Raw genomic sequence first — 23,659 nt, 5'->3', positions numbered from 1 at the left:
CAGCTCCCGGTCTCGCTCGCAGGACGATCACAACGTGACCGCGACGAATGTCAGTCCACTTCACCGACGAACAGCGTCTGGAACGCGCCGTCCTTGAACTCGGTCACCACCATCGGCACTGAGACCTGCCGCTTCTGGCCGAAGGACGTCATGCCGACATATTTCAGCGTGCCGTTCTTGGCATAGGGATTGGGCGCCGAGAACGTGTCCATGGTCTTCTTGAACTCCTCGACGTCGTCGATCGCCTTGGGGTTCGCCTTGAGCGTTTCGATGATGTATTCGAGCGCGTAGACCTTGGTATTGGACTCGTCATTGTATTCGCCGAACTTCTTGATGTAGCGATCGATGAATTCCTCCATCATCGGCGTGCGGATCTCCGGCGTTGAGGCGCCGCCGACCGAGATGAAGCCGTTGGCGAGTTCGCCGGCGCCTTCCTGCAGCACCGTCGCGTCCTGCGCTGTCTCGGCCGAAATCAGGCCTTCATAGCCAAGTTCGCGTGCCGCGCGGATCAGCAACGGCGCATTGGCCGGTGCGACGCCCGACAGCACGAGCAGGTCTGGCTTCAGTTGCACGATGGGTGTCAGCACGGGCGTGAAGTCGCGCGTGTCGGTCTGGTAGGTGTCGGTCTCGGCGACCACTTCGAGCCCGAGTTCCTTGGCGGCGGCAACGCCGCTGTCACGCTGGCTGAGCGGATCGGATTCATTGGCGGCGATGAAGGCGACCTTCTTCACGCCCTTGTTTTCCTTCAGGTATTTGTAAATCGCCGGCCCGGACTGATAATTGGCGACCATGCCGAGCACCGCGTTCGAAGCCGGTGCGACATAAAGCGATTTCGGGAAGGCATAGGGGAAATAGATGATCCCCTTGGATTCCGCCACCGGGCGAACGGCGGCGGCGCCGTCGTCGACATTCGGTCCGACGACATAGCGGATGCCTTCCTGGGCCATCTTCTCCATGCCGGCGATGGCACGCTTGGGATCCCTCTGGTCGTCGAAGGTGACGATGGTGATGTTGTAGGTGTCATCGCCGATCTTCACGCCGCCGGTCTCGTTGATCCAGTCGGCGCGTGTCTGCATCGAGCGCACGTTGGACGTACCCCAGGCGGCGGCGGGACCGCTGGTCACGCCAACGAAGCCGATCTTGAGCACCTTGTTTTCGGCTTGCGCCGAAAAGGTGCCTCCGGCCGCGATTGCCAGCAGCGAAACGGCGCCGAGCGCCAGCGATTTCAATGTCGAGCGTCTGTTGATCATCTCACTCCCCATTTTTTTAGCATCCGGTGCGCCGTGGCGGTGCGGATAAAGTTAAAGGAAATCCTAAAATACATTGTTGTCAACATTATTGTCTATTTTTGTATACAAAATTGATTGCGCCGTCCCACAGCGCCGCGCGTCTTTTCAGACGCGCAAAGCACTTTGAATGGCTGCTGAGGGGAAATCTTCGCACCGATTGCGCGTGTAGCCCTCGGGAGGACGGTTCAAAGACCGCGAAAGGCTGCGAGCAGAAAGATGGCCGCCGCGATTGCGCCGATGGCGCTTCGGCCCGCATGAAGCTTGCCCCAGCGGAGAAGAAGGTCACGGGTTTCCTCGCCCGCCTCTTCCGGTCGCGTTGCCTCCAGGCGCCGGTTGACCGGCATGATGACGAGCATCGTATAGGGCCAGTTCAAGATGATGATCGCTGCGCCGACACCCCAAAGCGGATTGCCGGTCTGCCACCACGCCGCAGCGCCGAGGAGGCCGGAAACGAGCGCGAGAGAAGCCTGCATCTCGAAGCCCCGCCGGTACGCCGGACCCCATTGCGCGAGGGCCGCGCGATCATCGAGGCCAAGCCTTGCCGGCTGTTCGGCCACGTTTATGTAAATGGCGGCGCCGAAGAAGATGGACGCCGTGAGCAAAGCGAGCAGACCGAACATTCGACGTTCTCCTATCTCGGACCATCATACACGATGAACGCCCCGACAGCAGGTGCATTGTTTTCCTCTGCACGCGTGAGACGCGTGTCGCCGACACCCGGCGCTCTCCGTCCTTCGCCAATTTCGGTTGCTTTGTGACAAGCCGGTATCACCGCCGGTGATTTTGTGTGGTCTGCCTGCCGGAGTTTGCGTGAACTTCTAGAAAATTGCGACTGCGGCGGGAGAATTTCTATGCGGCTGGCCTGTGGCTCTGGTTGTCGATCCGGGACGGGTCTTGGATGGGAAAGCGTCATCTGCCTGCCGTCAACGACGACCAGGCCATACTCTCAGCGCTTTCCGAGTTGTGGGGCCAGGTATGGAAGGACTATCCGCGCGGCGTGATGATTTTTCGGATCGGCGTCACGCTTTACGACCTTTCGCCATCCCATGAGCGTCAGCTCGACTTACTGCTCAACGACGATCGCCAGCGGCGGCGTTGGGAAAACGCCAGCAAGGCGATCGATAATCTGAATACGCGATACGCCGGCACGGTCGTCAGTCTCGGCCAGTGGCGGCCGCCGCCTGGCGGCCATGTCGGCGGGAAGATCAGCTACACGCGCATTCCATCCGCGGAGGATTTCTGGTGAAAAGCTGGAAGCAGAATATCCGTGTCGGCGATCTGGCTGACAATCAAAGGCTGGAAGCGCGCTGCAAGAAATGTGGCCACGTCCATTATCTGACGCGGGCGATCGTCTACTCGTCGCCAGAGCGAGAATTTCTCTACATCGACGAGCTGGAGCGCGAAACCGTGTGCAGGGCGCGCGGATGTCGCGGCGGAGTGCGCCTGTCTCCGCCTCGATGAACTGACCGGGTTTGTTGGTGGACTTGCCTGATCGATCTTGCCCGCACGCCTGCTGTGAAGCATTCTCGCCATCGTGGCACTGAGGAGGGGAGCGGGCGGAGATGGCTTTTCGAGAGGGGATACGTCTGACCTTTTTATGTGACTGGGGCGCATCGGCCGTTATGACAGGCCATAATCATTACCCCGATTGTTCATGCGGATGGTGCGTCAATTACGGGCGATCAAGGATCAACAGGATCGAGCTTACCGAGAGCTTTCGGTATCGAGATGCAAAAGTGCTGTTACAGCAGAGCGGCGCGAATTCCGTCTCCGCATGTTACGTCAATCCAAACGCTCGCTGCCCCGTTTGCAGGGAACCAGTCTTTTTCTACGCAAATACCGCCGGTAGCAGGGTTTTCTTCAATTACCTGGTCCGCCGTGGCCAAAACACGGATGCACAGATAATTCGCGGCACAAGATATTCGCGGCAGTCGAAGCACCCGCCGTACCTACGCGGCGGGCGCGAGGCCAAGTCATCGAGTTGCTCGACGCTGCGCAAATCGTGGGTTTCTCCGGGCACAAAGTCTTCGGGCGAAGAAAGCCCGAAGAGTGGACACTCGTAGTCGTTCAATCCGTCGACAGGCGCGGCGACGAAAATAAGGTTGAGGGCGAGTTTCTCGACTCCGATACAGGCGAACAGTTTCGCTTTACATGCCGATCGGCAAAGCCGCTTCTTGAGGCAGGGGACTTTGTGAGCGTTCGCGGCAACCAGATTTCATTCGTTGATCGTGACACATTGCAGCCGGTTGCTTTCTTCTCCGGCGCGTGGGTCGAAACGATAGCAGAGCCTCCTCGGCAAATCCCAATCGCCACGCCCAAGGCAGCGCCGAAATCGGCCAGAGGAACCGATCACGCGCAATCGATACGAAAGAAGAAGCCCGCAAGCAAAACCGAAGCTTCAAAATACGACATGACGAAAGTGGAGATGGTTCACTTGGATACCAAAAAAGTGCCGTTTGCCGCGCTCTTTGGGAAGCTCGAGCCTATCAGGACGTGATTCAGATCGCCGTCCGCGACCAAGTGGTCAAAATATGTGTAGGCATCTTCTTGGTCATGGCCGAAATCCGCGGGCGTCGGCAGGGGCACCAGTTCGCCGCTCCACAGCCGTGTCGGCGTCTCGCTCGCTTCTCGGAAAAGCTCGGCACGTTGTGTGAACTCACGGTCGCTCACGTCGATAGCGTGCTGCCGGGCGATCTTTAGAAATCGGGCTCGAGCCGTCTTCGAATCGATCAGCGTGAGGTCTTTTGTCCGCAAGGAGATGACAACCAGCTGCCGGCCAAAGGTTCGCGCGAGGTCGCGCGGCACCACATCCGGCAATAGAAGGTGCAGTTGCGCACCATAAGCCGTTCGGGCAGTGTTCTCATGCTTTGAATGCCTCGACTATAACAAACACTGCTACAGCTGGAACATTACTGACAAGCATAAAAGTCCTTGAATTAAATCAAGCACTTAGAATGGAATGGTGCCCAGAAGAGGACTCGAACCTCCACACCCTTGCGAGTACCAGCACCTGAAGCTGGCGCGTCTACCAATTCCGCCATCTGGGCGACGGACCGGCATGTAAGGGGCTGACGCTTTGGTGTCAACAGGGTTTTTGAAGTTTTCTTGAAAACCCTGCTGAAATGTCGGACAAAGGCTTGGATTACAAGGCTTTTCGGCCGAAATGAATTTGCATGATAACCTGCCTCATCCCTGCTGCCGGGCGAAAGCGCGGATACGGTCGAGGCCTTGTTCGAGCAGCGCCTGCGCCTGCTCGGCAGTTTCCGCCTCGACATAGCAGCGCATCTCCGGCGCATTGCCGGACGGACGGAAGTGGATGACGCGGCCATCCGTGAGCGTGACCCGCAATCCGTCGATGTCACTGATGCTTTCCGGTGTGCCGATCGGCTCGAGGCATTGCGCCAGATTGTCCCGGCCGCCGCGCAGATAGGCCATGAGTGCAGCACTGGTCTCAAGCGGAAAATTCTCGATCCGGTCGCTCAGCGCCACCGGCAGGGCATAGCTTGCGGCCAGCGCCGAGAGGGTCTTGCCTGCACGTGCGGCACGGGCGAGCACGGCAAGCGCCGGGAGGAAACTGTCGCGCGTCGGCAGGGCCTTGAGCACGGTGCCGTTGAGCGTGAAATCCGTGGCGGTCAGTGTGCCGCCATTGGCCTCGAAGCCGGCGACGCCCGTCTGACCCTGGTGCACGGCTTCCAGCATGCCTTCAATGACGAAGGGCGAGCCGACGCGGGTACGCCGGATGGAAATGCCCGGTTGACGCTCGAGGCCCGAATTGGAGGTGACGGGCGTGACGGCAACCGCCGCGCCGGCAAACTGGGCGGCAATCAGTCCGATGAGGTCGCCGCGCAGCGGCAGGCCGGTTTCGTCGCTGACCAGCGGCCGGTCACCATCGCCATCGGCGGAGACGATGGCATCGAGGCCATGTTCGGCGGTCCAGGTCTTGAGCAGATCGATCGTCGCGGGAGAAACGGCTTCGGTATCGACGGGGATGAAGGTCCCGGAGCGGCCGAGCGGCATGACCTCGGCGCCATAGTGCGAGAGGACATCGACAAAAAGGTCGCGGGCGACGGTGCTGTGCTGATAAACACCGACCTTCAGGCCGGATAGCGCCCCGGTGGGCAGGATATTCGTGTTGCGGGCAAGGAAGAGGGCCTTCGCCTGCTCCGAATGGTCCTCCGCCGCGCCCGGGATGGCACCGGCGGAGGATGCCTGTAGCTTGGCTGCCTCGGCGCTGATTGCCTCTTCGTCGCTCTTGGCGATCTCGCCGTCGGGCCGGTAGAACTTGATGCCGTTGCGGTCGGCGGGGATGTGCGAGCCGGTGATCATCAGCCCGGCCGCGCCCTTTTCAAGGCCGTACAGCGCCAGCGCCGGCGTTGGCACCGTGCCGCAATCGAGGACTGTGAGGCCAGCACGCGAGAGCGCGCCGGCGCAGATGGCCGAGATCGCCGGGCTCGAATCGCGAAAATCCCGGCCGAGAAGGATCGGATCGCCGGGTTTCGCCTGGCCGGACGACAGCAGATAGCGTGCAAACGCGGTTGCGTAGATGGCCGCGGGAGGGCCGTTCAGGTCGATGGAGAGGCCGCGCAGGCCGCTGGTTCCGAATTTCAAGCTCAATCTATCCTCCGTCTGGTTGACAGGATTTTGATAACGGGGCGAGTGACTTACAGGAAATATTGGCGCATTCTGCCCAGTTGGAAGGGGCGAGACGTCGAAAGACGCTGAATTGCAGTCGGGCAAAGGGCGAAGCACGAATAAACAAAAATACTGACCATTATATGAAACAGGGACATCAACCGAAGCAAACCCTTTTGGGAGAAATGAGGAAACAAATGGCGGGATTTCGAAATTTCGTTATTGGCTGCGCGTTGAGCGCCGCGTCCATCATGACACCTGTGGCTTCTGCGCAGGCGATTCCGCTTGCCGTTCCGGATGTGAAGATCGATCAACCGACGCAAGTGCAGTACTACCGTCGTGACTATGGCGGCTCGTATCGTGACTACCGGCCTTATTATGGCGACCGCCGCTACTATCGGCCCTACGGCTACCGGCCGTACCGGCCTTACTACCGGCGGCCCAATGTCGAGGTCTACATCGCGCCCCGGCCGTATTACCGCGATCGCTATGTCCGCCGTGGTTATAGCGCGCATGTAAACTGGTGCCTGCAGCGGTATCGCTCCTACAATCCGGCGACCAACCGGTTCCTGAGCTATGGCGGCGTCTACAGGATCTGCTATTCGCCCTATCGTTGAGCGTGTGCTCGTTTGATCGACGGCGGGGTAAATCCCCGCCGTTTTGTTTGGAAAGGTCATCTGGCGATGACGTCCCAGAGCCAAAGCAGCACGGCATAGCGTGCCGCCTTGCCGATCGTCACATAGGCGAGAAAAATGGCAAAAGGCGTTCGCAGCAACCCGGCCGCAAGCGTCAGCGGATCGCCGATCACCGGCAGCCAGGAAAACAGCAGAACAGGCCGGCCATAGCGGCAAAACAGTGCCTCGGCCTTGCGCCGGTTCGCCGGGCTGACGGGAAACCAGCGGCGGCCTTCGAAGCGCAGCAGAGAACGCCCGAGCGCGAAATTGACGACCGCGCCAAGCACGTTGCCGGCGGTCGCGGCAAAAAAGAGCTGAAAGGGCTGGGCGTCCGGCTGCGTGGCCGCGACAACGAGAGCCGCCTCGGACACGCCCATCAGCAGCGTCGCGGACAGGAAGGCGGCGCAGAAAACAGAGAAAAGCAGGCCTGCCGTCAAAACGTCAGGTCCGGTCCGTGTGACCGAGGTCACGCTCCGGTTCGATCACGTCGCGCACACGCTGCTTCAGCTCCTTCGGCCCGGGAAAACCGCCGTCGCGCTTGCGCTCCCAAATCAGCGTCTCACCAACACGGATTTCGAAATTGCCTCCGGTGCCGGGAACGAGCGCCACTTCGCCGAGGCTGTCGCCGAAGGTGGAGAGCAGTTCCTGCGCCATCCAGGCGGCGCGCAGCAGCCAGTTGCATTGGGTGCAATAGAGGATGGTGATGCGGGGCTTTTCGCTCATGTCAGGGTCCGTCAATGCGTTCAGAGGCCGCAACTTAGCGGCCGCCGGCCGAAGCCGCAATCGCATGAGTGCACGAAGGCCTCACGAAATTGTCAACTAAATTTATCATGTTTTTATGCGGGATGCCTTGATCGTCGCAGTTGCCGCAGCAAGAGAGTGTTGCGTTGCGAACATTCATGAGGAGTCAACATGACCGACATTTCATCGACCCGGCCGCCAGCCATGCTGCCCGCGCTGCAGCGGTTCTATCTGCCACTCGATACGACGGCGGAAACGTTGCTGCGCGTTGTCGCAGGCGTCCTTCTCGTCACCCATGGCTACGGCAAGATCATCAATCCCTTCGGCGCAGTCGGCATGGTCGAGAGCCTCGGCTTCTACCCCGGCGTCTTCTGGTCACCGCTGCTGTCGGCCACCGAATTCTTCGGCGGCATCATGGTCGCGATCGGCCTGTTCACGCGGCCGGCCTCCTTCGCGGCAATGATCGTGCTTTTGGTCACGGTCTATTTCCACGGCATCGTCACGGGCGAGGGTCTCGCCGGTGCTGAAAAATCGATCCTCTGGGCCGCGATCTTCCTCTTCTTTGCCATTAGGGGATCGAACGCGCAGTCTGTCGACGCCAAAATCGGCAAACAAATCTAAGTCAGTGGCGCCGCGGTTCGCGCCGTGGCGCTATTCTCCGATTTTCAGGGTCAGCGGCTTGTAGGTGTCGATCTCAACACGCCCCGTCGCGACGAGATCCAGGGCCTCCCCATCGGCCGTCCCCGTGGCAGCGACAATATCGAATCCTTCGACATTGCAGTCGGTCTCGATCTTCGCCGTATTCCCCGCATTGTCCGCCGAGCCGCCGAGAGTGTCGAAACTGATGGTTTCATCCGGCAGTTCGGTGTTGCCGGTCGCGGTGTTCTGCGGATCGAATTGCGGCCGCAGCGTCAGCGAAATATCCGTCAGTTCTTCGCCGTTCCCCAGAACGGCAAAGTCGTAGGCACAATACCCTTGCCCGCCGAACCAGGTGAACGTGTTGATCAGGGTAATGGCGAGGAATTGGGCAAGCATCTGGAACCTTCCGAATGGATTAATTCCAGCAACGTAGCCGCTGCCAACCGCCGCCGCCATGGCCATTTTCAGGCGGATCAGCCGGTGGAAGATGTTCCGCGCAGTATTTCCGCATCAAGCGTCAGAAATCCCGTCGCAGTGTTCGCTGCGGTTTGAACCCCACACAGCAAAATGGCGGCCGAAGCCGCCATTCTGGAAAATCAACCCAGGAACGCTTACAGCGTGCGGGTGATGTGCTCGACACGGAAGCACTCGATCGTGTCTCCGGCGCGGATATCCTCGTAGTTCTCGAAGGCCATGCCGCATTCCTGGCCCATCGGCACTTCGGAGACTTCGTCCTTGAAGCGCTTGAGGGTCTTGAGCTTGCCTTCGTGGATGACGACGTTGTCGCGAACCAGGCGAACACCGGCACCACGCTCGACCTTGCCTTCGATGACGCGGCAACCCGCGACCTTGCCGGTCTTGGTGATGTTGAACACCTCGAGGATCTCGGCATTGCCGAGGAAGGTTTCGCGGCGTTCCGGCGAGAGCAGGCCCGACATCGCCGCCTTCACGTCATCCACCAGATCGTAGATGATGTTGTAGTAGCGGATTTCGATACCGGCGCGCTCAGCCGCGGTGCGCGCCTGTGCGTTGGCACGGACGTTGAAGCCGATGATCGCGGCATTCGAGGCTTCCGCCAGCGAGATGTCGGACTCGGTGATGCCGCCGGCACCGGAATGCACGATGCGGGCGCGGACTTCGTCGGTCCCGAGCTTGTCGAGAGCACCGGCAATGGCTTCGATCGAACCCTGCACGTCGCCCTTGATGACCAGAGGAAATTCCTTCAGGCCGGTGTTCTGCAGCGTCATCATCATCTGCTCGAGCGAACCGCGCTGGCCGGATGCACGGGCAACGGCCTTGTCGCGGGTCAGCCGCTGACGGTACTCGGAGATTTCGCGGGCACGGCTTTCGTTCTCGACGACAGCGAACTTGTCGCCCGCCAGCGGCGTGCCGGAAAGACCGAGGATCTCCACAGGCATCGACGGCGGAGCCTCCTTGACGTGTTCGCCCTTGTCGTTGACGAGTGCGCGCACGCGGCCCCACTGGTCGCCGGCAACGATGATCTGGCCCGGCTTCAGCGTACCCTTGTGAACGAGAACGGTGGCAACCGCACCGCGGCCGCGATCGAGCTGGGCTTCGACGACGGTGCCTTCTGCCGTGCGGTCCGCATCGGCGCGCAGATCGAGGATTTCGGCCTGGAGCAGGATGGCTTCGAGCAGCTTGTCGAGGCCGAGGCCTGTCTTTGCCGACACTTCGACGTCGAGCACTTCACCGCCCATGGACTCCACGAACACCTCATGCTGCAGCAGCTGCTGACGCACCTTGTCCGGGTTTGCCTCGTGCTTGTCGATCTTGTTGATCGCCACGATGATCGGAACGCCGGCAGCCTTTGCGTGGCTGATCGATTCGATCGTCTGCGGCATGACGCTGTCGTCGGCTGCAACCACCAAAACGGCGATGTCGGTCGCCTGTGCACCACGGGCACGCATTGCGGTGAACGCAGCGTGGCCTGGGGTATCGATGAAGGTGATCTTGCTGCCGTTCTGCTCCACCTGATAGGCGCCGATATGCTGGGTGATGCCGCCGGCTTCACCCGACACGACGTTCGCATGGCGGATGGCGTCGAGCAGCGAGGTCTTGCCGTGGTCGACGTGGCCCATGATGGTCACGATCGGCGGGCGCGGCAGCATTTCGCCGGTATCGGCCGCATCGAAGAGACCTTCTTCAACGTCGGATTCCGAAACGCGCTTGACGGTATGGCCGAATTCGCTGGCGATGAGTTCGGCAAGGTCGGCGTCGATGACGTCGCCCGGCTTCATCATCTGGCCTTCCTTCATCAGGTACTTGATCACGTCGACGGCCCGTTCGGACATACGCTGCGACAGTTCCTGAATGGTGATGGTTTCCGGCAAAATCACTTCGCGCATCACCTTTTCGCGGGTTTCCTGCATCTGGCTGCGACGGAACTTCTCCTGACGGCGGCGCATGGCAGCCATCGAGCGGCCGCGCGGATTGCCCTCGTCATCGAGAGCAGCCGTCAGCGTCAGCTTGCCCTTGCGGCGCTCTTCTTCCGTCTTTGGACGGGCAGGCGCCTTGGCAGGCTCCGGACGAACGACCTTGCCGCGCACCGGTGCGGTGGCGCCACGGTTCGGACGGTTCTCTTCTTCTTCGGCTTCCGGTTTGCGGGCGCGCAGGCCGACCGGCGGCGTAACCGCTGGCGTCGTCGCAGGCTTGATGGCCTGTGCGCGTGCCCGGTCTTCGGCCTTGCGGGCTTCGACGGCGGCCGCTTCTGCTTCAGCGGCCTTCGCCGCTTCGGCTGCGACCCTGTCGGCCTCGCGTTCGGCGGGCGAGCGGGCAGCCTCTTCGGCGGCGCGGCGGGCTGCTTCTTCCTGCTCCAGCTTCAGACGGGCGGCTTCCTCGGCCTGGCGGACCGCCTCTTCGGCAGCGCGGCGCTTGGCGTCTTCCGCGTCGCGAAGTTGCGCTTCTGCCAAAGCGCGGCGGCGCGCATCGATCTCGCCGGCGGAGAGCTGGTTGAGGACCACGCCGACGCGCGGACGGTTATTGTCCGGCTGGCGATTGTCCTGGCGCGGCTGCTGGCCCTGAGGGACAGAGCGCGACGGCTGCTGCACCGGAGCCGGGCGCTGCTCGGCGACCCGCGGCACAGGGGAAGGTGCTGTGATCGGAACAACCGGCTTTTCGTCTTCGGGCCGATGCGGCCGCCGCTTGCGCGTTTCGACCACGACCGCCTTCGTCCGGCCGCGACCCATGTCCTGCCGAACAGTTCCCTGACTGACCCCGGAGGGCTTCAGGGTCAGCGTCTTCTTGGCTCCGCCGAATGTCTTGTCGTCGTTGTTGTCGGTCATTCCGTTCCGTTCCTAAGATCAGGGCCGGATGCGTATCACCAGACCCCGTCGTTCGATTTCATATCTACAATCGCAGTTTGGCCGGCCTTCGCCGGTGACCCGCGTCATTGTGTCGGCAAGCCAGTTTCGGCGCCGACGGCTCGGACCGGGACGGTTCCCCGGTACCTTTCGAGCATGTTTGCGCGCTTCACTACACCCTCACCCGCCTGCCCTGCAAGCGCGCAAGCATGGATAAAAGCATTCTGGCCCAAAAGCCCTCCCATTTCCGCCTCGGTGAAGAAGCGGAAGGAGGGTATTTCCTTTCCGTCATCGGCGACAAAGCTCATCGCCTTGCGCGCCTGGTCGATCTTGCGAACGCCGTCGGCGGCCGCGTCGACCGCATGGAACGTGGCAAGCGCCGCCATGCCGCGCACCGCCTGCTCCACCTTCGAGGCGCCGCTGATGAACTGGCCTGCCTTGCGCGCCATGTTCATCATGCCGGCGAGCTGCTGCGACAAGAGCCGGTCCACCTCGTCGGCGAGCTCCGGCCCGGCCGTCACATCGGCCTTCTTCAGGCCGCGGGCAAACAGCTTCTTTGCGATTGCCTTTTCAAGCACCGTCCGTTCGGCGCTGACCCAGCAGCCGCGGCCCGGCAGCTGCTTCTTCAGGTCTGGCACCACCCGGCCATCGGGGGCGGCGACAAAGCGGATCAGCGTTTCCGGCGTTCCGCTCTGCCGTGTCACGATGCACATGCGGCCGTTCACTGCTTCACCTTCGATGTCCCCGGCGGGGTCTTTGTCTTCAAGCAGCATCGGCGGCCCGGATCACGATCAGCGACGCCTCCTCAGGCGTCCTGTTCCGCGCCTTCCACGACTTCGAGCGCTTGCTCTTCGCGTACCAGGTCCTCTTCGGTGATCCAGCCGGCAGCGAGACGCGCCTGCAGGACCATGCGTTCGGCTTCGATGCGCGAGACTTCAAGCTTGGAGAACAGGCCTTCGAACTTCTTCGTCTCGCCGTCCTTGCGCTCGGACCAGCCGACGAGATCGTCGGCGGCGCAGCCGGCAAAGTCTTCCATCGTCTTGATGCCGTCTTCGCCGAGAGCCACCAGCATCTGGCCGGTCATGCCGTCGATCGTGCGCAGTTCGTCGGAAACACCGAGTTCCTTGCGCTTGGCATCCATTTCCGCTTCGAGGCGCTCGAGATATTCGCGGGCGCGGGTCTGCAGTTCGTTTGCCGTGTCTTCGTCGAAACCGTCGATCGAGGCGATTTCATCGAGTTCCACGTAAGCCAGTTCCTCGACGGCGGCGAAGCCTTCCGAAGCCAGAACCTGGCCGACCATCTCGTCCACATCGAGCGCTTCCATGAACAGGTTGGTCCGCTCGTTGAATTCCTTCTGGCGGCGCTCGGATTCTTCCGCTTCCGTCATGATGTCGATGTCCCAGCCGGTCAGCTGCGAGGCGAGGCGAACGTTCTGGCCGCGGCGGCCGATGGCGAGCGAAAGCTGCTCGTCCGGAACCACGACTTCGATGCGCTCCGCGTCCTCATCGAGAACGACCTTGGCGACTTCGGCCGGCTGCAGCGCGTTGACGATGAACGACGCCGGATCCTGGCTCCACGGAATGATGTCGATCTTTTCACCCTGTAGTTCGGCGACGACGGCCTGGACGCGCGAACCGCGCATACCGACGCAGGCGCCGACCGGATCGATCGAGCTATCGTTCGAGATCACGGCGATCTTGGCGCGCGAGCCGGGGTCGCGAGCAACCGAGCGGATCTGGATGATGCCGTCGTAGATTTCCGGAACTTCCATGGTGAACAGCTTCACCATGAACTGCGGATGGGTACGCGACAGGAAGATCTGAGGCCCGCGCTGTTCGCGACGCACATCATAGACGTAAGAGCGGACGCGATCGCCATAGCGCATGTTCTCGCGCGGGATCATTTCGTCACGGCGGATGATGCCTTCGCCACGGCCGAGATCGACGATGACGTTGCCGTATTCGACGCGCTTGACCGTGCCGTTGACGATCTCGCCGATGCGATCCTTGAATTCGTCGAACTGGCGGTCACGCTCGGCTTCGCGCACCTTCTGGACGATGACCTGCTTGGCAGACTGGGCGGCGATGCGGCCGAAATCCATCGGCGGCAGCGGATCGGCGATGAAGTCGCCGAGCTTGGCGTCCGGATTGCGGTCGCGGGCGAGCTCGAGCGGGATCTGCGTGGAATAATCCTCGGCAGCCTCGACCACCTCGAGCAGGCGCTGCAGGCGAATCTCACCGGTCTTGGAATTGATGTCGGCGCGGATGTTGCTCTCTGAACCATAGCGCGAGCGTGCCGCCTTCTGGATCGCGTCGGCCATGGCGGCCAGAACGATTTCGCGGTCGATCACCTTTTCGCGCGCGACGGCATCCGCGATCTGCAGAAGTTCGAGCCGGTTAGCACTCACTGCCATTTTCAAGTCTCCGTCTGATTGCCGGGGCTTCATCCTGAAGCGTTCCGCGCCTTAAACTCATTCGATCGGCGAATCTTCGTCTTCGAAGTTTTCGTTCGCCGCTGTCCCGTGTGCGGCTTGGCCATGTGCGGCTTGGGCCGCCTTGGCCTTCTTGTCCGCCGCCAGCGCATCACGGATCAGGTCGTCCGTCAGGATCAGCCGGCCTTCGGCCAGCGCCGTGAACGGAATGGTGACCCGCGGCTCTTCGCCATAGGCCGGCTGATCGCGCTCGATGGTGAAACCCTCATCGTCGGCCGCAACGATCTTACCCCGAAAACGCTTGCGATTATCGACCAGGATCGAGGTCTCGCACTTGATCAGATGGCCGGCCCAGCGGCTGAAATCCGACTTGCGCACCATCGGCCGGTCGATGCCGGGCGACGACACTTCGAGATGATACGCCTTGTCGACCGGATCTTCCACATCGAGAACCGGCGAAATCGCCGTCGAGATGGCTTCGCAATCCTGCACAGTCATCGTGCCGTCGGTCCGCTCGGCCATGATCTGCAGCGTCGCACCGTTCTGCGAGGTCAGGCGAACCCGCACCAGCTGGTATCCCATCGGAACGAGCACTGGCTCGATGATGTCGGCGATGCGGCGGTCGATTCCGGTTTCGGTGATCAGCCGCGGTTCCTGCGTGTTTTCTGTCGCTGTCGTGTCGGACAAACGATGCTCTCCCAAACCATCGGCTAATAAAAAAGAGCGGGTCCTGACGGGCCCACTCTTCATCAACCGATCAAGAATTTGAGCGTCATATACGCTCGATCATCGGCAAATGCAAGATATGCCGAGTCTGCGCCGGTAAAACCGCTGGAGCGAAGCTCAAGTGGCAAAATCCTGCCGGCGGTCGTGCTTTTGCTTGCCCGGCAATTGTTCTGGCCTAGATTGGGCCTCACAAGTACTTCAGAACAAGACAGGGTGGGGGACAGCGCTTGCCGCATCGACTATCGCCATTGGCGCCGTTCAGGCACGACACGTTCCGTATCATCTGGGTAGCGAGCCTCGCCTCCAACTTCGGCGGCCTCGTCCAGGCCGTCGGCGCCGCCTGGATGATGACGTCGATCTCGGATTCGGTGAACATGGTGGCGCTGGTGCAGGCCTCGACGTCGCTGCCGATCATGCTGTTTTCGCTTGTCTCCGGCGCGCTCGCCGACAATTTCGACCGGCGCCGGATCATGCTGATCGCCCAGTGTTTCATGCTGGCCGTCTCGGCGCTTTTGACGGTCTGCGCCCATTTTGGCCTTGTCACACCGTGGCTGCTTCTGCTCTTCACCTTCCTGATCGGCTGCGGCACGGCGCTCAACAATCCCTCCTGGCAGGCCTCCGTCGGCGATATGGTGCCGCGCGACGTGCTGCCCGCCGCCGTGGCGCTGAACAGCATGGGCTTCAACATTACCCGTTCGGTCGGCCCCGCGATCGGCGGCGCCATCGTCGCGGCGGCCGGCGCGGCCGCGGCGTTTGCCGCCAATACGCTGAGCTATTTCGCGCTTCTCTTTGCGCTCATCCGCTGGCGGCGGGAAGTGACGCTCTCGACGCTGCCGCGCGAATCGATGGGCCGGGCGATTTCCGCCGGCCTACGCTACGTCGCGATGTCGCCCAATATCGGCAAGGTGCTGTTCCGCGGCTTCGTCTTCGGCCTGTCGGCCAGCGCCATCTTGGCGCTCCTGCCGCTGGTCGCCCGCGATCTCGTTGCTGGCGGGCCGCTCACCTACGGCATCATGCTCGGCGCCTTCGGCCTCGGCGCCATTGCCGGGGCGCTGCTCAGCGCCCGGCTGCGGGAGGATCTGTCGAGCGAGTGGATCGTGCGCATCGCCTTTGCCGGTTTTGCCGTCAGCGCTCTCATCACCGCGTCCAGCCCCTATGGCTGGCTGACCAGCCTTGCGCTTCTTCTCTCAGGCGCCGGCTGGGTACTGGCGCTGTCGCTGTTCAATACGACGGTGCAGCTTTCGACCCCGCGCTGGGTCGTCGGGCGGGCACTGTCGCTCTACCAGACCACCACCTTCGGCGGCATCGCCGCGGGCAGCTGGATGTGGGGGCAGGCGGCCGAGACCTATGGCCCGGCCAATGCGCTGATCGCTTCCGCTGGGCTGATGATTGTCGGCGCCGCCATCGGCCTGAGATTGCCGCTGCCGGAATTCCAATCGCTCAATCTCGATCCGCTCAACCGTTTCTCGGAGCCGCTCCTGAAGCTCGATCTCAAGCCCCGCAGCGGGCCGATCGTCGTGATGATCGACTACGATATCGCCGACGGTGACGTGCCGGACTTCCTGACCGCCATGGCCGAACGCCGCCGCGTCCGCATCCGCGATGGTGCCGGGCAATGGGGGTTGATGCGGGATCTGGAAAACCCGACGGTGTGGACCGAGACCTATCACGTGCCGACCTGGGTCGAATATGTCCGCCACAACCAGCGCCGCACGCAGGCCGACGCAGAAATCGGTGACCGACTGCTGGAACTGCATCGCGGCGAGACCCCGCCGCGCGTGCATCGGATGATCGAACGCCAGACCATCCTTCCCTACGACTACGAACGCTACAAGCAGCAGATGGACATGCATTGAGCGGGATGGTGCTGCCGCTTCTGCTCAGCGTAGCTTGGCCTTCAGCCCGGCATCCGGAAAACACGTCGGTGCCAGGCCGTTCTTTGCCTGCCAGTCGCCCAGCGAGCGGCGGGTCTTGTAGCCGGCGAGGCCGTCGGCCTTGCCGATATCATAGCCCTGCGCCTGCAGGTTCTTCTGCATCTTCAAGACGTCCGAGCGCAACATCTTGCCGACGTCGCCGAACTGGCCCTTGAAGGCGCCGCCACCCGATGAAATCCGGTCTGCGAGGTTGCCGATGAACAGGGCATAGAGGTCGGAGTTGTTGTATTCCTTGATCACGTAGAAATTCGGCGTGACAATGAATTCCGGTCCATGGCGACCGGCCGGCACCAGCATCATGCCGCTGGCCTTGGTTTCGTCGGCCGGAAAGGCCTTGCCGGAAATCCGCCCAATGCCGCTCGAGGCCCATTGCGCGATCGGCTTGGCAAGGTCCGGCCCTTCCTGGGCACAGGAGACATTCGAGGGGATGCTAACTTCAAAACCCCAGTCGCGGTCACGCTGCCAGCCTTTTTCAGACATATAATGGGCGATTGAGCCGAGCACGTCCGGCACCGATTTCCAGATATCGCGGCGACCGTCGCCATCGAAATCGACGGCATATTTCAAGAAGCTGGTCGGCAGGAACTGCGGCTGGCCCATGGCGCCGGCCCACGAGCCCATCATCTCCGCTTCACGCACGTCGCCGCTGTCGAGGATATGAAGGGCGGCGATCAGTTCACGGCGGAAGAGATCGCCGCGCGTCGACATGAAGGCTTTGGTCGCCAGCACGTCCATGATCGGATGCGGGATCTTCGCACGGCCGAAACCTGATTCGCGGCCCCATATGGCGAGCACGACCGGTCCCGGCACGCCATAGGTCTTTTCGATCCGCCTGAGCGTCGCGGCATGGGTCTTGGCTAGGCTACGGCCGGAGGCAGTCAATCCCTGCAGGCGCTGTTCGGAGAAATAGGCGCCGGGCGAAGAGAATTCCGCCTGGCTCTGCTTCTGCTCGCTCGGCGGCTTGGTGCCCGGCGGCACGAGGTCCGGCAGGTCCCAGTTGAGCGTCACGCCGGCAAAGGCGGCGGTGAAGGATTTTTCCGAAATGCCGGCCTTCTCAGCTTCCGGCCAGAGGTCGGTCTGCAGCCACTGGCGGAACTGCGCCTCGGTCTTGGCCTTGGAGGCTGCGAGCGCGGGCAGGGGCATCAGCGATACAATCGTCGCGATCACAATCGCCAGAGTATGCCGCGCCTTACCCCCCTCTGTCGGCGTCGCCGACATCTCCCCCTCAAGGGGGAAGATCAGTCGTATCCGTTGCCGGCTTTTCAGAATGGTCTTTAGTATTTCCAACATGCTATTCAGTAGCTGTGTCCCGCGTGGCGTGTCCGCACACTCCGTCATCCTCGCCCTTGTGGCGGGGATCCAGCCGCGCCATGTCCATGGCGCAAGAGACTCTTTCACGCGACGGACGTCCCGTGGCTGGATTCCTGTGACAAGCACAGGAATGACGGGCGTAGAGTTCTTCGTCAAATCACCGTCCTCGCCCGCAACGCCGCCGTCAGCGTGCCCTCGTCCAGATAGTCGAGCTCGCCGCCGACGGGGACGCCGTGGGCGAGACGGGTGATCTTGACATCAAGGCCGCCGAGCTGGTCGGTGATGTAATGGGCGGTGGTCTGGCCCTCGACGGTGGCATTCACGGCGATGATCAGTTCGCGCACGCCGCCCTTGCCGACGCGCTCGATCAGCCCCTTGATGTTGAGGTCGTCGGGCCCGACGCCGTCGAGCGGCGAGAGCGTCCCGCCGAGCACGTGATAGGCGGTGCTCATCGCGCCTGCCCGCTCCAGCGCCCAGAGGTCGGAGACGTCCTCGACGACGATGATCACGGAATTGTCGCGCCGGTCGTCGGAGCAGACGCTGCAGGGATCACTGGTATCGACATTGCCGCAGCACGAGCAGATCCGAACCTTGGCATAGGCATCACCCATCGCGTCGGCGAGCGGGCCGAGCAGCTGGTCCTTCTTCTTGACGAGATGAAGTGCTGCGCGCCGGGCCGAGCGCGGCCCGAGCCCGGGCACCTTCGCCAGAAGCTGAATGAGTTTTTCGATTTCGGGGCCGGTGACTCGCTTTGCCATGCGGCGGTTCTACTCCATATCTGTAGCGAACGGAATCGCCCAAACGCGAGTCTCTCGTGAGGCGTTGCGGCCTAGAACGGCAGTTTCATGCCGGGAGGGATCGGCAGGCCGGCGGTGAGCGCGCGGGTCTTTTCGGCGGTGATCGCCTCGGCCTTGTCCTTGCCGTCCTTGTGGGCGGCGACGATCAGGTCCTCGAGGATCTCGACATCGTCTTCCTTGAAGAGCGACGGGTCGATCTTGACGCCTTTCAGGTTGCCCTTGCCGTCCATGCGAACGGTGACCAGACCGCCGCCGGAGGAGCCGTCGACTTCGAGCGCAGAAATCTCTTCCTGCATCTTCTCCATCTTGGCCTGCATTTCCTTGACCTTGCCCATCATGCCCATGATGTCGCGCATCGCCGTGTCCTCTTCCTGTCTCGCGGTGATCTCGTAGACTTAGTGCTCAATATCGTCGCCGGGAAGGATATCGCCTTCCTCGGATTCGGCGGCGGCCACAGCCTGCGGCTCTTCCTCCGGTTCCGGCCCCTTTATCCTGACGTCGGCGATCTTTGCGCCGGGAAACCGTGCGATGATGGCGACGACGTCCGGGTCCTGCCGAGCGTCGTTGAATTGTCGCTCCTTAGTGGCCGCTTCGGCCTCCACGAGCGTCGGTTGGCCGGGCTCGCGGCTGAGGATCACCATCCAGCGGATGCCCGTCCAATCCTCCAGCTTTTTCTGAAGCTCGGCAACCAGCGTTTTCGGCGCATCGTCCGGCAGGTTGAGTTCCAGCCGTCCGGGCTCCAGATTGACGAGACGGACGAAATTGCGCACCAGCGTCTTCAGCCTGATATCGCGGTTTGCGGCGCACAGCTCTGCAATGTCGCCCGCCGATTTGACGGAGACCTTCGGTTCCGCTTTTGCTGAGGAGACTTCGACCGGCTTTTCTTCCGTCTTGCCGACTGGCATTTCCGGTTGGGGTGCTGCGTTCGGCACGGCGCGCAACATGGTCGCACCGTTTCCTGTCGCGCGCTGTGCCGGCAGCATATCGCTGCCGCGGACCTGCATGGCGCTGCTCGCAAGGGTGGCCTGCGCCCCGCTGCCGTTGCTGCCGTTCGGCGCGGAAGGCTGCCGCGCGAGGTCGCCTCCGGACAGTTCGAGCAGCCGGCGGGCCGCATCTTCCGGCGAGGGCAGGTGGGCGGCATGGGCAAGGCGGATCAACACCATCTCGGCGGCTCCGGCCGGACGCGACGAGCTTTCCGTTTCCGGAATGCCCTTCAAGAGCATCTGCCAGATGCGCGACAGCGTCGTCACGGCGATGCTGGAGGAGAATTCGGCGCCGCGGGTGCGTTCGATCTCACTCAGCGACTGGTCGTTCGCGGCATCCGGCACATATTTCAGCCGGGTGACGAGATGGGTGAAGTCAGCAAGGTCGGTCAGCACCACCGACGGGCTGGCGCCCGCCTCGTACTGTCCGTTGAACTCCTCGAGCGCTGCCGCGACATCGCCTTTGACGATATGCTGGAACAGATCGACGATCCTGGCGCGATCGGCAAGCCCGAGCATCGAGCGCACTGCTTCAACTTCGACCACGCCGCCGCCATGGGCGATCGCCTGGTCGAGCAGAGAGAGACCGTCGCGCGCCGAACCTTCGGCCGCGCGTGCGATCATCGCGAGCGCGTCGGGATCGGCCGAAATGCCTTCCTTGCCGAGAATGGTGGTGAATAGGCCAACGAGATCGGACGCGCCGATGCGGCGCAGATCGAAGCGCTGGCAGCGCGACAGCACCGTGATCGGAACCTTGCGGATCTCGGTCGTCGCGAAAATGAACTTGACATGCTCCGGCGGCTCTTCGAGCGTCTTCAACAGGCCGTTGAAGGCCTGGGTCGAGAGCATATGCACTTCGTCGATGATATAGACCTTGTAGCGCGCCGAAACCGGCCGGTAGCGCACCTGCTCGATGATCTCGCGAATATCGTCGATACCGGTATGGGAGGCCGCGTCCATCTCGATGACGTCCACATGGCGGCCTTCCATGATCGCCTGGCAATGTTCGCCGGGGATACGCAGGTCGATGGTCGGCGTGTCGATTTCGCTCGTCTTGTAGTTCAGCGCGCGCGCCAGGATGCGCGCCGTCGTCGTCTTGCCGACGCCGCGCACGCCGGTCAGCATGTAGGCCTGGGCGATGCGGCCGGTGTCGAACGCGTTGGTCAGCGTGCGCACCATCGGTTCCTGGCCGACCATCAGATCGGAGAAATCCTTGGGGCGGTATCTGCGCGCGAGAACCCGGTAGGCGGCGGGTTTTTCAGATGTCGGGATCAACGTATTTTCGCTCATCGCCCCTGCCGCTTGGCACCAAGTCGTGTCCAGACAGGACAGAAGGAAAAGGGTGGGAGGCTGGCACGATGACCCGTGCCTGGCTCGTTGGGGCTGCTTCCTTCCGGACCTGACCCGGTTGGCGAGTGGCTCGTCCACCACCAACCTCCCGGCTCTCATATCGGCAATATCGAAACCAAATGCAAGCCACGCCTTCAAAAAACTGCTATCTTTGTGCAAACAAAAGAAAAATCACCGATCCGGGAGATACGCTTGCCTGCCTTCGATATCGATGAACGCCTTGAACGCGATGGATTGCTGATCGTCACGCTTGGACTTTGCCAGCTTCGCATCAACAACGACCGCCGCTGGCCCTGGCTGGTGCTCATTCCGCAGCGCTACGGCGTGTCGGAAATCTTCGACCTGACGCCGCTCGACCAGGCGATGTTGACTTTCGAGACGAACATGGCCGCTTCGGCATTGAAAAAGGCGACGGGGGCGACGAAGATCAATGTCGGCGCGCTTGGCAATATCGTTCGCCAGCTTCACGTCCATGTCATCGCCCGCAGCGAGGGCGATGCCAATTGGCCGGGGCCGGTCTGGGGTTTCGGGACAGCCGAACCCTGGGGCGATGACGAGCGCAAGGCATTCGCAGCACGGATACTGGAAAATCTTTGATCATGACGAAATCGATCTTCGAACTGCACAGCCCGCACCCCGAGCCGAGCACGCTCGTTGCCTTCGCCGAGAATCATCTGGACCGGCAATCCGAACATCGACCCGACGATTGTGTCGAAGTCGCTTTCCGCAAGGAGGGCGCGCATGTATACGCCTTTTCGGGTGGCAAGCTGGTCGTCAAGCACGATGAGAAGATCATCGATCCGCTGTTCGCGCCCTATGAGCTCGCAGGCCTCGAGCCCGAGCTTGACGATGCGATCCTGCTTGGCTTCCTGGCCAACGGCGAGCCGCGGCTGGCGGTTCCGGTCGGCTTGACTGAAGAAACGCTTCCCGAACCCTTCAAGCTTGCCGACGGACGCACGCTCTATCGCCAGCAGATGCTGCCCGACGAACTGCTCGGCCAGTTCGCGCAGGCCTCGAGCCTGATCACCTGGAATGCGGCGAACCGCTTCTGCGGCAAATGCGGCTCGGCGATGGAGGGCAAGGCCGGCGGCTACCGCCGCGTCTGCACCGCCTGCGGCCATATGGTTTTCCCGCGTACCGATCCGGTCGTCATCATGTTGACCATCGACGTCGAGCGAGATCTCTGCCTGCTTGGCCGCAGCCCGCATTTTCCGGAAGGCATGTATTCCTGCCTCGCCGGCTTCGTCGAGCCGGGCGAAACCATCGAGAACGCCGTGCGGCGCGAAACCCACGAGGAGTCCGGCATCCGCATTGGCCGCGTCCGCTATCATGCCTCGCAGCCCTGGCCGATGCCGCACACGCTGATGATCGGCTGCTACGCCGAGGCCCAGTCCCGCGATATCCATCGCGACGAGCAGGAGCTGGAGGATTGCCGCTGGTTTACCCGCGAGGAGACGGCCGCGATGCTGGCCCGCAATACCGGCGTGGCGCTGGCTGACGGCGAGCTCGGCCCGCCGCCGAAGGGCGCCATCGCCCACCAGCTGATGCGCGACTGGCTGGACTGGCCGCGATAAACGAAAATCGGCGACCGCCGGGAGGCGGACGCCGATGTGTTTTCTTGCCCAGGTGGTTTGCGCTTAGAAATTGCGTTGGACGCGCAGGATGCCGCCGAAGGCTTCGCCGCTGCCGCGCTCGCCGCCGAAATCGGTGTAGTTGATTTCCGGCTGCACTGTGAGGCCAGGTACCACCGCGTATTCGACGTTCAACGCCGCCGCCAGCGTTCCATCCTCCTCATAGGCAAGCTGGCCGTTCAAGGATGCCTTTTCCGTCAGCGTCGCGGAAAAGCCGCCCCAGGCCGCCCAATCGCCATACCAGGGGCCATAGTAGTTCCGCTGACGGCTGCCGCCGGGACCATTGTCGTTGTCCCAATCCGACTGATAGCCGCCCATCACGAAGACCGAGAACGCATCGTTGAACTTGACATCGACGCGGATCTTGCCGCCAAAGGCATCGGCATTGTTGTCATAGCCGCCGACAGCGGCGATGCCGCCCCAGTCCTGCTCGTACTTCACGCCGCCGAGAATGTGCGGAGCGTTGTCGCCGCTGTAGGACGCGGACGGAACGGGGGCAAAGCCGGTATCGTAGTCCCCGGAGCCCTCTTCCAGCCCGATCAGGGCAGAGAAGCCGTTTCCAGCCTCATAGACATAGCTGACCTGGTTCGTGCGATCACCGGTGTAGTCGATGACATCGTCGTTGATGATGTTGCCGGCCGAATTCAGCCAGGTGTCGAACCGCGAATCGTCATAGCCCGCACGGAAGCCGGCCAGCTCGATATAGGCGCTGTTGATATAGGTCGAGCCAGCATCGACGGACGCCTGGCTGCGTAGTTCGATGAACGAACGCAGCGTGCCGTATTCCGTATCGTTGCGGGCATCGAGCCGGATGGTTCCGCGCGCAAATCCGGCCCAGCCGAGATCCTCGCCGCTATAGGGGTCGTCGCCGAAGCTTGAATCGGATCGCACATAGCCGCTGATCTTCAGGCATGTTTCTGTGCCGGGGATATAGAAAAAGCCGGTGCCGAAGGCGTCGCAGACGCGAACATATTCTAGGGGTTCGGGTTCTGCAGCAACGATCGCGTCGGCTGCACGGGCGCCCGTTACGACCGTCAATGCAGCCGCCGAGCCGAGGAGGAGGGTCTTGATTATCATAGGCTAACCTTTGTGGCGTATGCCGTGGGAAGGCGGCATGCGTGAAGTGTTGTCGGACATGATGATGGCGCATCGTCGAAGCAATACGAGAATTCTGCGTCAAACAAACCGCTGAGGGTCCTCC

Annotated in this window: 23 protein-coding genes, 1 tRNA gene and 1 other RNA gene; 8 read left to right on the top strand and 17 right to left on the bottom strand. The window is 62.1% G+C overall.

Annotated elements, in window-relative coordinates; all coding sequences use genetic code 11:
* Positions 1-50 precede the first annotated feature (50 nt).
* Both ACSQ2Z_RS00320 and ACSQ2Z_RS00315 read right to left on the bottom strand, forming a co-directional pair.
* Entirely contained in the window at positions 51-1,250 is a 1,200-nt protein-coding gene (locus ACSQ2Z_RS00320; protein ID WP_436079372.1) for an ABC transporter substrate-binding protein, read from the bottom strand.
* 224 nt (positions 1,251-1,474) lie between these two features.
* Positions 1,475-1,909: a DUF1772 domain-containing protein gene (locus ACSQ2Z_RS00315; protein WP_436079371.1), complete on the bottom strand. Its 435-nt coding sequence runs from the start codon at positions 1,907-1,909 to the stop codon at positions 1,475-1,477.
* A gap of 206 nt (positions 1,910-2,115) precedes the next feature.
* On the opposite strand from ACSQ2Z_RS00315, the gene ACSQ2Z_RS00310 reads away from it, so the two are divergent.
* The 3 genes from ACSQ2Z_RS00310 to ACSQ2Z_RS00300 all read left to right on the top strand — a co-directional run bounded on the left by ACSQ2Z_RS00310 (position 2,116) and on the right by ACSQ2Z_RS00300 (position 3,786).
* The gene (locus tag ACSQ2Z_RS00310; protein WP_436079370.1) at positions 2,116-2,535 is read left to right on the top strand and encodes a DinB/UmuC family translesion DNA polymerase; all 420 of its coding nucleotides are present in this window, start codon (positions 2,116-2,118) and stop codon (positions 2,533-2,535) included.
* Positions 2,532-2,750: a hypothetical protein gene (locus tag ACSQ2Z_RS00305; protein ID WP_436079369.1), complete on the top strand. Its 219-nt coding sequence runs from the start codon at positions 2,532-2,534 to the stop codon at positions 2,748-2,750. The genes ACSQ2Z_RS00310 and ACSQ2Z_RS00305 overlap by 4 nt, the downstream gene beginning before the upstream one ends.
* A 520-nt stretch (positions 2,751-3,270) precedes the next feature.
* Positions 3,271-3,786 (top strand): hypothetical protein, encoded by a 516-nt coding sequence (locus tag ACSQ2Z_RS00300; RefSeq protein ID WP_436079368.1) that lies wholly within the window; start codon positions 3,271-3,273, stop codon positions 3,784-3,786.
* Between the two features lie 463 nt (positions 3,787-4,249).
* On the opposite strand, the gene ACSQ2Z_RS00295 is transcribed toward ACSQ2Z_RS00300, so the two are convergent.
* Both ACSQ2Z_RS00295 and ACSQ2Z_RS00290 read right to left on the bottom strand, forming a co-directional pair.
* A tRNA-Leu gene (locus ACSQ2Z_RS00295) sits at positions 4,250-4,336 on the bottom strand.
* 139 nt (positions 4,337-4,475) lie between these two features.
* Positions 4,476-5,903 carry a phosphomannomutase gene (locus ACSQ2Z_RS00290; RefSeq protein ID WP_436079367.1) on the bottom strand — a complete coding sequence of 476 codons (1,428 nt, stop codon included), beginning with the start codon at positions 5,901-5,903 and terminating at the stop codon, positions 4,476-4,478.
* Positions 5,904-6,118: 215 nt separating this feature from the next.
* On the opposite strand from ACSQ2Z_RS00290, the gene ACSQ2Z_RS00285 reads away from it, so the two are divergent.
* Complete coding sequence (locus ACSQ2Z_RS00285; protein ID WP_436079366.1) at positions 6,119-6,538, top strand: BA14K family protein; 420 nt, start codon at positions 6,119-6,121, stop codon at positions 6,536-6,538.
* A gap of 56 nt (positions 6,539-6,594) precedes the next feature.
* Here ACSQ2Z_RS00285 and ACSQ2Z_RS00280 read toward each other — a convergent pair whose 3' ends face one another.
* Both ACSQ2Z_RS00280 and ACSQ2Z_RS00275 read right to left on the bottom strand, forming a co-directional pair.
* Positions 6,595-6,972: a YqaA family protein gene (locus tag ACSQ2Z_RS00280; RefSeq protein WP_436082925.1), complete on the bottom strand. Its 378-nt coding sequence runs from the start codon at positions 6,970-6,972 to the stop codon at positions 6,595-6,597.
* A gap of 64 nt (positions 6,973-7,036) precedes the next feature.
* A complete protein-coding gene (locus tag ACSQ2Z_RS00275) occupies positions 7,037-7,318 on the bottom strand; it encodes a SelT/SelW/SelH family protein (RefSeq protein ID WP_436079365.1) in 282 nt (93 codons plus the stop codon).
* Between the two features lie 189 nt (positions 7,319-7,507).
* On the opposite strand from ACSQ2Z_RS00275, the gene ACSQ2Z_RS00270 reads away from it, so the two are divergent.
* Entirely contained in the window at positions 7,508-7,957 is a 450-nt protein-coding gene (locus ACSQ2Z_RS00270; protein WP_436079364.1) for a DoxX family protein, read from the top strand.
* 30 nt (positions 7,958-7,987) lie between these two features.
* Here ACSQ2Z_RS00270 and ACSQ2Z_RS00265 read toward each other — a convergent pair whose 3' ends face one another.
* The 5 genes from ACSQ2Z_RS00265 to rimP all read right to left on the bottom strand — a co-directional run bounded on the left by ACSQ2Z_RS00265 (position 7,988) and on the right by rimP (position 14,413).
* Entirely contained in the window at positions 7,988-8,437 is a 450-nt protein-coding gene (locus ACSQ2Z_RS00265; protein WP_436079363.1) for a hypothetical protein, read from the bottom strand.
* 149 nt (positions 8,438-8,586) lie between these two features.
* A complete protein-coding gene (gene infB, locus ACSQ2Z_RS00260) occupies positions 8,587-11,277 on the bottom strand; it encodes a translation initiation factor IF-2 (protein ID WP_436079362.1) in 2,691 nt (896 codons plus the stop codon).
* A gap of 104 nt (positions 11,278-11,381) precedes the next feature.
* Positions 11,382-12,068: an RNA-binding protein gene (locus tag ACSQ2Z_RS00255; protein ID WP_436079361.1), complete on the bottom strand. Its 687-nt coding sequence runs from the start codon at positions 12,066-12,068 to the stop codon at positions 11,382-11,384.
* A gap of 32 nt (positions 12,069-12,100) precedes the next feature.
* Positions 12,101-13,708 carry a transcription termination factor NusA gene (gene nusA / locus ACSQ2Z_RS00250; protein WP_436079360.1) on the bottom strand — a complete coding sequence of 536 codons (1,608 nt, stop codon included), beginning with the start codon at positions 13,706-13,708 and terminating at the stop codon, positions 12,101-12,103.
* 57 nt (positions 13,709-13,765) lie between these two features.
* A complete protein-coding gene (gene rimP, locus ACSQ2Z_RS00245; RefSeq protein ID WP_436079359.1) occupies positions 13,766-14,413 on the bottom strand; it encodes a ribosome maturation factor RimP in 648 nt (215 codons plus the stop codon).
* A gap of 266 nt (positions 14,414-14,679) precedes the next feature.
* Here rimP and ACSQ2Z_RS00240 point away from each other — a divergent pair, with 266 nt between their 5' ends.
* Positions 14,680-16,308 carry an MFS transporter gene (locus ACSQ2Z_RS00240; RefSeq protein WP_436079358.1) on the top strand — a complete coding sequence of 543 codons (1,629 nt, stop codon included), beginning with the start codon at positions 14,680-14,682 and terminating at the stop codon, positions 16,306-16,308.
* A gap of 24 nt (positions 16,309-16,332) precedes the next feature.
* Here the strand turns inward: ACSQ2Z_RS00240 and ACSQ2Z_RS00235 are convergent, their stop codons facing one another.
* The 5 genes from ACSQ2Z_RS00235 to ffs form a co-directional block, all read right to left on the bottom strand.
* A complete protein-coding gene (locus ACSQ2Z_RS00235) occupies positions 16,333-17,529 on the bottom strand; it encodes a lytic murein transglycosylase (RefSeq protein ID WP_436082924.1) in 1,197 nt (398 codons plus the stop codon).
* Between the two features lie 320 nt (positions 17,530-17,849).
* Entirely contained in the window at positions 17,850-18,455 is a 606-nt protein-coding gene (gene recR / locus ACSQ2Z_RS00230) for a recombination mediator RecR (protein ID WP_436079357.1), read from the bottom strand.
* Between the two features lie 71 nt (positions 18,456-18,526).
* Positions 18,527-18,850: a YbaB/EbfC family nucleoid-associated protein gene (locus tag ACSQ2Z_RS00225; protein WP_436079356.1), complete on the bottom strand. Its 324-nt coding sequence runs from the start codon at positions 18,848-18,850 to the stop codon at positions 18,527-18,529.
* A 39-nt stretch (positions 18,851-18,889) separates the two neighbouring features.
* Positions 18,890-20,767, bottom strand: a complete 1,878-nt coding sequence (locus ACSQ2Z_RS00220) for a DNA polymerase III subunit gamma/tau (protein ID WP_436079355.1) — start codon at positions 20,765-20,767, stop codon at positions 18,890-18,892.
* A 52-nt stretch (positions 20,768-20,819) separates the two neighbouring features.
* An RNA gene (gene ffs, locus ACSQ2Z_RS00215) (signal recognition particle sRNA small type) lies at positions 20,820-20,916 on the bottom strand.
* A 103-nt stretch (positions 20,917-21,019) separates the two neighbouring features.
* Between ffs and ACSQ2Z_RS00210 the strand changes: the two genes are divergently transcribed.
* Positions 21,020-21,424, top strand: coding sequence for an HIT domain-containing protein (locus ACSQ2Z_RS00210; protein ID WP_436079354.1), 405 nt, complete (start codon positions 21,020-21,022; stop codon positions 21,422-21,424).
* A 2-nt stretch (positions 21,425-21,426) separates the two neighbouring features.
* Complete coding sequence (nudC, locus tag ACSQ2Z_RS00205) at positions 21,427-22,401, top strand: NAD(+) diphosphatase (protein WP_436079353.1); 975 nt, start codon at positions 21,427-21,429, stop codon at positions 22,399-22,401.
* A gap of 63 nt (positions 22,402-22,464) precedes the next feature.
* Here nudC and ACSQ2Z_RS00200 read toward each other — a convergent pair whose 3' ends face one another.
* Positions 22,465-23,535, bottom strand: a complete 1,071-nt coding sequence (locus ACSQ2Z_RS00200) for a porin (RefSeq protein WP_436079352.1) — start codon at positions 23,533-23,535, stop codon at positions 22,465-22,467.
* Between the last annotated feature and the right edge of the window lie 124 nt (positions 23,536-23,659).

Source organism: Pararhizobium sp. LjRoot235 (assembly GCF_964254145.1).
Classification (GTDB): domain Bacteria; phylum Pseudomonadota; class Alphaproteobacteria; order Rhizobiales; family Rhizobiaceae; genus Pararhizobium.
Note: the sequence above shows the minus strand (reverse complement) of the source record. Positions and strands in the feature narration are given on the sequence as shown.